General features: G+C 42.3%; 7 protein-coding genes. 1 reads left to right on the top strand and 6 read right to left on the bottom strand.

Annotation, left to right across the window (positions count from 1 at the left end; genetic code table 11):
* Nucleotides 1-549: 549 nt before the first annotated feature.
* The gene (locus FUA23_RS22845; RefSeq protein WP_246144443.1) at nt 550-786 is read right to left on the bottom strand and encodes a hypothetical protein; all 237 of its coding nucleotides are present in this window, start codon (nt 784-786) and stop codon (nt 550-552) included.
* Between FUA23_RS22845 and FUA23_RS21795 the strand changes: the two genes are divergently transcribed.
* Entirely contained in the window at nt 781-1359 is a 579-nt protein-coding gene (locus FUA23_RS21795; protein WP_246144441.1) for an RluA family pseudouridine synthase, read from the top strand. The two genes, FUA23_RS22845 and FUA23_RS21795, sit on opposite strands and share 6 nt — an antisense overlap.
* Before the next feature lie 26 nt (nt 1360-1385).
* Here FUA23_RS21795 and FUA23_RS21790 read toward each other — a convergent pair whose 3' ends face one another.
* From FUA23_RS21790 to FUA23_RS21770, 5 genes are all read right to left on the bottom strand, one after another.
* Complete coding sequence (locus tag FUA23_RS21790) at nt 1386-2333, bottom strand: T9SS type A sorting domain-containing protein (RefSeq protein ID WP_147932895.1); 948 nt, start codon at nt 2331-2333, stop codon at nt 1386-1388.
* A 340-nt stretch (nt 2334-2673) separates the two neighbouring features.
* Nucleotides 2674-3168 carry a MepB family protein gene (locus FUA23_RS21785; RefSeq protein ID WP_147932894.1) on the bottom strand — a complete coding sequence of 165 codons (495 nt, stop codon included), beginning with the start codon at nt 3166-3168 and terminating at the stop codon, nt 2674-2676.
* A gap of 509 nt (nt 3169-3677) precedes the next feature.
* On the bottom strand, nt 3678-4145 hold the full coding sequence (locus FUA23_RS21780; RefSeq protein WP_147932893.1) for a DinB family protein: 468 nt from the start codon (nt 4143-4145) through the stop codon (nt 3678-3680).
* Nucleotides 4146-4247: 102 nt separating this feature from the next.
* Nucleotides 4248-4757 carry a hypothetical protein gene (locus FUA23_RS21775; protein ID WP_147932892.1) on the bottom strand — a complete coding sequence of 170 codons (510 nt, stop codon included), beginning with the start codon at nt 4755-4757 and terminating at the stop codon, nt 4248-4250.
* Nucleotides 4758-4850: 93 nt separating this feature from the next.
* Nucleotides 4851-5954, bottom strand: coding sequence for a hypothetical protein (locus FUA23_RS21770; RefSeq protein ID WP_147932891.1), 1104 nt, complete (start codon nt 5952-5954; stop codon nt 4851-4853).
* Nucleotides 5955-6238 lie beyond the last annotated feature (284 nt).

Below are 6238 nucleotides of genomic sequence, written 5' to 3'. Positions count from 1 at the left end.
TAGCTTTGAGTCGTGCTCGCATCCGTGTTTTTTGTCTCGCAACTCAAAGCTACTGGATTGCGAGCACACTTTTACAAAGGACAGAATCAGGCGTGGGCAGGAGCTAACAGACGGAACACCCTAATACTAGACGTTACTTTCGGAGAGGATGCGAATAGAGCGCGGACAGCAAATCTGGCATCCAATTGTAGTTTAATCCGGAAAATGAGTATCAATTTACACGCTGATGGACCCAGTAAAGCTGGTGTTAAGCATAAACGAATGCGAGCGATGTGGTCCGATAAGGCCCGTGATAAAGTTTTTCTAGATAGTATGCGTTAGCCCTGCCCCCGGCCCCTCTCCTCGGGAGAGGGGAGACGTGACAAGCGGCAAGTTCGTGATAGTAGTGCATCTCGTGATACACACCGATACAGCCAAGCATCTTATCTCACAATCACTTTCGTTATTTTGCGGTATCCCTTTGAACCTTGTTAACTTTGACTGCCAGCAAAAACCAAGCCCATCAATTTAACCGAAATACACAACGTTCCCGCCACTATTCCTACCCCGTTACGGATTCAGGAATACGGCGTTGGTATATTTATTGGCGCGCAGACGAAGTCTGCGCTCAAGAAGAAACTCAAGAAAGGCCTGGTCTCCGTGAACGATGAGACCGCCACTACCGCGACCATGATTTCCGGAGGAGAGTGCATAAGGTTGTCCGCCCCCACGGAGGTTGGCCCGGAGAAAAAGCTGGTCTTCCCCCTTAAGGTCCTCTTCGAGGACGATCACCTTGCGGTAGTGCACAAACCGGCGGGCATTCTGGTCAGTGGCAACCGGTTCAAAACAATAGCAAATGCCCTGCCCCAAAACCTCCGGCCAAGCCCGCTGCCCGATGGTACAAGACCCCAGCCGGTTCACCGGCTCGACTACCCTACCACCGGCACACTCCTGATCGGTAAAACCAGCAGCAGCATCCGTGCCCTGAACGGGTTGTTTGCGGACAAACGAATCTCGAAAGAATACTTCGCCGTTGCCATCGGCAACATGGACAAAGAAGGCATTATCGTAGCGGACGTAGATGGTAAGCGGTCGGAGTCCCGTTACGAAGTGCACCATTCAGTCGCCTCCGAGAGGTTCTCCCGGCTTAACCTCGTTGCCGTACGGCCCGCTACGGGCCGGAGACACCAGATCCGCAGGCACCTTTCCGGAATAGGAAACCCCATACTGGGAGACAAAACTTACGGAACAGAAGGCCTGATTCTTAACGGGAAGGGACTCTACCTGCACGCCCATTCCCTGACCTTCGTACATCCGTTCACTCATCAGGAGATGGTTGTTACGTCTGAGCTTCCGATAAGGTTTGAGAAGTTGTTTTGAGTGGAGGATGACTATAGCTTTTCCTTTTATTGTCCGATGATCAGGCTGCGGTGCGTTTGGTTTCTCTTATCGGTAATCCAGACCGTGTGGAGGCCGGCACTCAATTCCGAAAAGTCAAAACTCAAGTTATTGCTCCCTCCAGATACAGATAAGGTATAATTAGCGACCAACCTTCCCGCAACGTTGAAAACAGATACCGTGATCCGGTCTTCATCCGGTGTAAAGTACTTCAGGTTAACAAATCCTGATCGGCTGGGATTGGGATAGAAAGCGCCTACTCTTCCGCTTTCACCGTTAAAATCAAGGCTTACCACCTCGCTGTAACTGAACTGACCGTCGAAATCCACCTGTTTCAAACGAAAGTAAGATGTCCCGTTTTGGGGATTATCGGGTAAAAACGAATAGTTCTGCGAGACAGTGGTCGTACCTGCACCTGTAACTTCACCGATTTTCTGGAATCCTCTTCCGGCGTAGCTCAGTTCTATCTCGAATTTTTCGTTACTGATCTCCGACTCTGTTGTCCAGTTCAGAATAATTTCCTTGCCCCGTTGCTTTGCCTCAAAAGAGACCAGTTCGATGGGCAGCGTAGTTTGCGTTCCGGTCCCTTGAAACTCGTTAATCGTTTGACATACCCCGCCGGTCAAATCACTCCAAACGCCCGTGCCCAGTGTCGGCGGGTTAGGCGCAGAAGCAAAGGTGTTGCCGTGGGTGGGTGTCTCGTAGCTACCGTTAGCGTCGGTATCCAGTTGAATTTCCCATTGGCTGTTGACCCAGATAACACGCATCGGAATGCTGCCGTTGTTGGCCATTCCGGTATAAATGTTGCGTGACGGCGAGCCGCCGTCGTTACCCACCAGGGTAACCACATCGGGTCCGATATAGCAAACATCACCGTCGGTGATGCTGATGGTTTGAGCAAAGCACGTTGCTGAAACAACGAGGGAGAACAACAACACAGTTGAAATTGATTTCATTTCAATTTAGTTTTGGTAGTTAAAAACTGTATGTGTTGTTATAGTGATCGCCAGTAGCGGAAATGCCAAAGTGCGCGCCCCCGCGAACGCCAGGTATTAAAGCTTCCCGTAGCGCAGGCTTTTACACCTAAGACCAAATCCACCACAAAATAGCCACAAAAAGGTGACGAAGCAAACTAAAGTAAGGATGGATGCAATTTGAGTTCCAGAAGAAACGTAGCGTTTTCTTTCTCTGGCATTGTCTCGATGCGGGTTGTTATTCAACATCTCTTACAAGTCTGACATCGTTCTTATCCGGATAGCAATAGCATCCGCCGTATTTATGGATACTAGCCTTTTTTCAATTTAAGTGGTACATTTTTATCACTTTTTCAAGGTCAACCTCTTCATTAATTTCAAAGAAATAGTTAAGCTGCCATTTCTGAGTTTTCTTTGCCTGACCGTTTTGAGGAGTATCCCATATTGAGTAGACCCTAAACCCTCTTTTCCCTTCTTTCTCATTTGTAGACATTATTCCCTTTTCAATCAAAATTGATTTTGGAAAAACAAATTGTCCAAGCTTATTTTCGGTTCTTACATTAACAACATAAAAGTCTATTTGGTCACTCTCGTCAAGAGGTTCAATTACTCCATCAATACTTCTTTTCCAGAATGTCACAAACTGACCCACTTTTTTTGGCGTTATTTTAGAATTCCGGCAAACTATTCTCAATCCATTCAGTCTGAATCTACATGCAGAATAATCCTGGCTTTCACCTTCTGCTTTATATTCAGAAATGACAAGTCTACACTTTTCGTAGACTTCCTTTTTGATTAATCTTACATCTTCGTTCATTATTTATTTACTCTTTCTTGATAACGATTTTGATTTGTCATCATGCCTAACGGATACGTAAGCCCAGTCGGCCTAAAACGGTTGCGTTGGCATATTGTTCATAATCATCAACTCAACTACCAGTCCATCTCTCCGGCATTTTCGTATTCAAGGCTATATGTCCTTGATCCGCAACCTGAACGATCTACGACAATTTACGACACTCAGCCCGACGCTTTAAAGCCTCAATGAATGGGGCGCAAACCAGATTGTCGCTCAACCCCCTCCCAGCCTCCCCACACCGCTGCGCTGGGGAGGAGCAATCGCGACAATCTGGTTTGCGTCCAATGAATGTTGACTTTCTGAGCAGCCTCATCCATCTCTGAATTTGATGCGTTTACCCTGTACTGCTAGACAAATACCCATTAGGGTCTTGAAGCGCCCTAACGAAGTCGGGGCTTCAAGCGCCCGGTCATCTTATTTGTCTAGCAGTGGAGCGTTTGACCTATTGTTGGCTATAGTGTTTTTTTTTAATCCCATATTTTTGGCCTATCAATTTTCATTGCTCTTAAATATGACAAAAATTGTCCTGCGTGAACTGATTCGTGATATCCAATCCGCAATAAATATTTTCCAAGTATTTTCTTTTCTCCGTTCCCTGGATGAATGATTTCAGTTTCGTTTAATTCCGTATCCGAAAATTGCCATACACTTTCTATAAATGTTTTTCTATAAGGTTCGGCAAATTCAAGTTCATCAGTAACGTTAATGAATGGTCGGTTTTCCCAAGGTGTTTTATAATTTGTCATATCTCCTTGATTAATAATAATATTCCATCCATAATCAGCTTCCAAAACGTGTCTTATCATTTCTGACGCACTCATAGCTTTTTCGTCAGGCTTCCAATTATAATACTTCTCAGGCAGTCCATTCCAAAGTTTTACACTTCTTCTCCTTATTTCTATAAAATTTAAAACTATAAGTTCAGATTGGGTCATTTTTCTTGTTTTGGGAATGTCGTTTTACGTTGCAGCCAACGTTTTGGCTATGCGCAGCACCCCGAAGGGTATTGCGTAAAGGTGTTGCTGTGTGTTCGTTTTTTATTCCCAATCATATTTAAATCCTCTTTTCTTGAAGTAAATATTCCCTTGACGTTCGAATTTTTCATTATCAATTGTGAAATTCCCCATTTCACATCCCCATCCTTCGCCTGCCATGGTATATTGAGCCCACATTATCATTTCCATATTGTCAAGAACATATGGGGTATCCGATTCAAGATAAAATTCGTACGAATGATTGACATTGAATTCAGTATCTGGTGAACCCCAAAACTTCTGATCTTCTTTATCGTATTTACTTCTTTCTTGTCGAGTGTAAATGTAAATCGTGTCTATTGTTGTAATACTGTCCTTTTCCAATACTATGACAGTATCTACTTCTTCATACGTAAAGCCTGTGAAACAAATTGGGTCAGTGTCAAAATAAATTTGACTTTCGCATTTTGTTCTAAACGTCTCCCGTTCCTCCTCTGTCCAACTTGAAGAGTTCCAACACCCCGTTAAAGAAATGAGAAGTGCAGAAAATATTATTGCTTCTATTTTTTTCATGGTTAATGACACATAACGTCCCAGTTAAACGCAGTATGGGCGCATAGCCCATATTGCCGCTTTAGTCATTGTTGTGCGTTCGTTTTCTTTTTTTTAAACGATATTTTTTCCAATTTCTGTCACTTCAGCTTCATTATCATTTAATTTCATACAACCGATTTTCACTAATTTACTTATGGTTTTGTCCACTTCTTCAGTTGAAATAATCCCATTAAACCTTTCATAGATTTGGTCAATTTTCATTTTGCCTTTTCCTGAATAATTGACAAATCTGAGAACTGAATCATCTCTATGAGATATTCCTTTCTTGAAATAGATCTTGTATTCAAAACTTTCAGAAAACGCTCTTTTCGCCGTATCAAAACTGGATATCAATCCTATTAAATTTTCATGATGAGAATTGAATCTATTCATCAATTCAAATTCTTTTTCTTTATACTTCATCTTTTGAGTTGTTACGAATCTTGACATTCGTTTTTCAATCTTTGGCTCTTCGTACTCTAAAATCTGTTTATCAATTTCAATCTCCAAATCTTGGATTAGCTTTTTTATATCGTCTTGTGGAAGTGTTACAATCTTGATTCCTTCTTCATTACTAACTCCTTCGACTTTCTCTTTTATAAATGGAGCTATTTTGAAACTTTCAAAGTTTGAGCAAAATCCTAAACTTTGAAATTCACCATTTTTATTTAGGTACATATCTACTCCGTCATCGTAAGGTTCTTCATCTATTATTCTTTGATTTTGCTTTCTTATTAAATGACAATTATAGCAAATCTCTTTTGGCAAATATGGGCTGTCAGTTGGAATGATTAATTTATTGCAATTTTCACAATTAATGGCTCTATGTCTCTCTGTCCACCTTGGGCAGTCATCATCTGGATTGTTTGGTGAGGGGAAGAAAAACTCCAAACCATATTTGTCTTTTAATTTCCCGCCAATTTCTTGTGCTACTTTTACCTCTGAATATGGTGGAATAGTTCCTTGAAACAACCCAATATCTCCTCCTAAAGAAATTGTCCCTAAATAGTGTGACGATTCCGTTTTTTTGAAAATTCCTGTTCTTACAATTACAAACATGCGGAGAAACCAACCTTGAGTATCTCCGTCCCATTGAGCTTCTACTACAATTGGTTTTCCTCCGATTGAATCAATTTTCTTTACTGCTTCTTCATATGTAAAAGTGGTATTTTTCATTTTTTTCTAATGACGCATAACGGTTTAGTGTATGATTTCGTTGCGTGTTTATGCACTGAAGTTAGCAAATAAATCACAGATAGAAAGTCCGCGAGGACTTTCGTAAGCAGGCTATAACTAGCAATGAATTATACCACACTACTCTACATTTTTTCAAAAGCGCGAAGCGAGCACTAACTTGGGGTTAACTACCACTCCAACTCATGCTCACTCCACAGCTGCGTAAATTTAGTGATCTGTACGATAAGTACGGGCTCGGCGCGACCAAAAATCTCCATCTCATC

The sequence above is a fragment of the Neolewinella aurantiaca genome (assembly GCF_008014675.1).
GTDB lineage: Bacteria > Bacteroidota > Bacteroidia > Chitinophagales > Saprospiraceae > Neolewinella > Neolewinella aurantiaca.
This window is presented reverse-complemented; position numbering and strand designations above follow the sequence as displayed.